This window comes from Mycobacterium sp. 852002-53434_SCH5985345, from assembly GCF_001667155.1.
Classification (GTDB): Bacteria; Actinomycetota; Actinomycetes; order Mycobacteriales; family Mycobacteriaceae; genus Mycobacterium.
The window spans coordinates 1-1324 of record NZ_LZIE01000081.1; the positions used below are offsets into that span (position 1 = coordinate 1).

Below are 1324 nucleotides of genomic sequence, written 5' to 3' on the forward strand. Positions count from 1 at the left end.
ACCGCCATCCCGGTCAGCGCCATCAGCGCCGCCCCCGAAGGCGCCGGGGGACCGGGCAACCTGCTCGGCGGCATGCCCCTGGCCGGTATGGGCTCCGGCACCCACGCCGGCGCCGGACCCCGATACGGATTCCGCCCCACCGTCATGGCCCGACCCCCCTTCGCCGGCTGATCGCCCACGGTGACCACGCGCAGCCGGCGCGGGCGAGGAATGGACGTGGACGCAGTCACGCCTCGTGGTGCCGCGCGGCGCCGCGACCATCCCGGCCGAGAGGACCTAGTGCCCCTGCTCAAGGGACTCAAAACCCTTTCGGAGAGGCCTGGTCATCGAGGATGCTGTGGGCGGTCGCCGACCGTGCGGAAGGAGTTTGCGAGCAACGAGATCTTATTGGGAGCCGCGGTGCCACAGGGGCTGGGAAACGCCCACCAGCAACTTTGCCTGCCTGGACTGTCACAGTTTGCTGTGACGCGACTGCAAGGTGCTGCGATCCAGGTCAGACGCTGTTACTGTGGCGTTACCAAAAATGAATTCGCCGTACCGTCAAGTGAACAGTTGCAAACAGGCGGCTTCCGAAACTGCTTCAGGGGTCGCGGTCATCTACTCTCTGCAGAGTCGGGGATTGAACTAGGAGGGAACCAAGTATGTCGTTCGTGACCACACAGCCCGAGGCTCTGGCCGCGGCGGCCGGAAACTTGCAGGCCATTGGCTCAACGCTGAGCGCTCAGAACGCGGCCGCCGCCGCCCCCACGACCGGGGTGGTGCCCGCCGCTGCCGACGAGGTGTCGGCGCTGACGGCGGCGCAGTTCGCGGCCCACGCGCAGATGTACCAGGCGGTTAGCGCGCAGGCCGCCGCCATTCACGAGGCGTTCGTGAACACGCTGTCGACAAGTTCTGGCTCGTACGCTGCGACCGAGGCAATCAACGCAGCTGCCACGGGCTAGTCGGTTGGCGGTTGAGGGTCTGGGACAGGACGTCTTCGACGTGGAATCCCACCTGACCGCCCAGCTACCGATGATCTCGGGGGCTGACGGCCGGACAACTCAAACGCCGGAGTTCGGGTTTGACGTCCGTCTCACCGCGTTAGAGCAACCGGTGGCCGCCGGCTGACGGGAAGGGGGGATCATCCTTTTGCATTCGGCTCGGCGGTTCGCCAGCGCGTGACCGGTCCGGCCATCGTCGTAACCACCGCAAGTATCTGAGTACTCACTTAATAAGGAGACAGCCACATGGCAACACGTTTTATGACTGACCCGCACGAAATGCGGGCGATGGCGGGCCGCTTCGAGGTGCACGCCCAGACGGTTGAGGACGAGGCTCGCAAGAT

Annotated in this window: 2 protein-coding genes and 1 pseudogene; all 3 read left to right on the forward strand. The window is 65.5% G+C overall.

Features of this window, described 5'->3' with window-relative positions:
- On the forward strand, window positions 1-171 hold a 171-nt coding region (locus tag A5756_RS25635), incomplete at its 5' end, for a PE/PPE C-terminal domain-containing protein (protein WP_197505810.1).
- Window positions 172-641: 470 nt separating this feature from the next.
- Complete coding sequence (locus tag A5756_RS20980; protein WP_066957025.1) at window positions 642-941, forward strand: PE family protein; 300 nt, start codon at window positions 642-644, stop codon at window positions 939-941.
- A 285-nt stretch (window positions 942-1226) separates the two neighbouring features.
- Window positions 1227-1324: pseudogene (locus A5756_RS25640) on the forward strand (WXG100 family type VII secretion target); the annotation flags it as partial.

Excerpts from the sequence above, each read along its gene's own strand:
- A5756_RS20980 (WP_066957025.1), top strand. The coding sequence starts at position 642 with ATGTCGTTCGTGACCACACAGCCCGAGGCTCTGGCCGCGGCGGCCGGA.